The sequence below is a fragment of the Leisingera sp. F5 genome, assembly GCF_001593695.1.
In genome coordinates, this window is the sequence record NZ_LUKH01001133.1 from 1 (window position 1) to 1,244 (window position 1,244).

A 1,244-nucleotide genomic window follows, 5' to 3' on the forward strand; every position below is an offset into this window, starting at 1 on the left:
GCGGCGATTTCGCCATAGCCGCGGTTGTTCCAGAGGACAAAAGTAATGGGCAGGTCTTCGTCCACCGCGGACATGATCTCAGGCAGGGAGAATTGCGCGCCGCCGTCGCCTGCGATGCAGATCACAGGTGTGCCCGGCGCGGCGATGGCGGCGCCGATTGCAGCGGGAATGCCATAGCCAAGCGCGCCATAGCCGGTGGCCGCGTTGAACCAGCCGCCGGGGCGGTCGTGGTCGTAGTAGAGGTTGCCGGCATAAATCGGCTGGGTGGAATCGCCGATCATCAGGGCGCTTGGAACTGCGGCACGCATGGCGTTCAGCACCTCGACCTGCCGGCGGTAACCCGGGCCGATTTCTTCAAATGCGGCAGCGCGTGCGTGCTCTGCACGTTCAGCGCCCTGGCTTTGTTTCGCCGGTCCGGGCAGGGCGGCCAAGAGCGCGGCAGCGGCCTGATCTGCCTGGCCGGTGATGGCGAGCTCTGTTTCGTGCCGGGCAAGCTGGGCCAGGCAGATATCCACCCGGATCAGCCCGGCCATCCGGGGCATGCTGCCGGTGGCGTACATGTCATAGTCGGTTGGTCCCAATTCGGTTCCCAGCGCCAGCACGCAATCGGCCTGTTCGATCAGAGCGCGGACCGCTTGCAGGCTGGGACTGGCGGGGACAGTCAGCGGGTGGCCGTGCATCAGGCCGCGGGCGTTGACGGTTTGCACGACAGGGGCGTCCAGGCGTTCGGCCAGGGCCTGAAGGTCTGCACCCGCTGTTTTTGCGCCGCCGCCGGTCAGGATTACCACATTGGATGCTGCCAAAAGCCTGTTTGCGGCTTCGGTGACCCGGGTCAAGTCAAGCGGAGGCGCCGCGGGAGGCGGAGCTGTTGTGCCGCCGACTGACGCTGCACCTGCAATGTCCAGCGGGACCTGAATGTGGGTGGGGCCGGGGCGGTTGGCGGAGAAGGGGGCAAAAGCGTGATCCAACGCTGCCTCCAATCCGGCAGGGTGCGCCACGTGTTCGGACACCAGAGCCACGGTTTTGGCCAGCGTGTGCTGGTCCGGCAGCTCGTGGAGATGGCCGTGGCCCTTGCCGAGCGTGCCGCTGGTGTTGACGCCCGAGACCACCAGCATCGGCACCGAATCCGCACGGGCCTGAGCCATCGGTGTCAGCGTGTTCGTCAAGCCGGGGCCGGTAATCACAAAGGCCACGCCCGGTTGGCCGGAGACGCGGGCATAACCGTCGGCCATGAAGCCTGCACC

1 protein-coding gene is annotated in these 1,244 nt (G+C 66.5%); it reads right to left on the reverse strand.

Translation table 11 applies throughout. From position 1 onward, the window contains the following. On the reverse strand, positions 1-1,244 hold a 1,244-nt coding region (locus A2I95_RS39525; RefSeq protein ID WP_291737815.1), incomplete at both ends, for a 5-guanidino-2-oxopentanoate decarboxylase.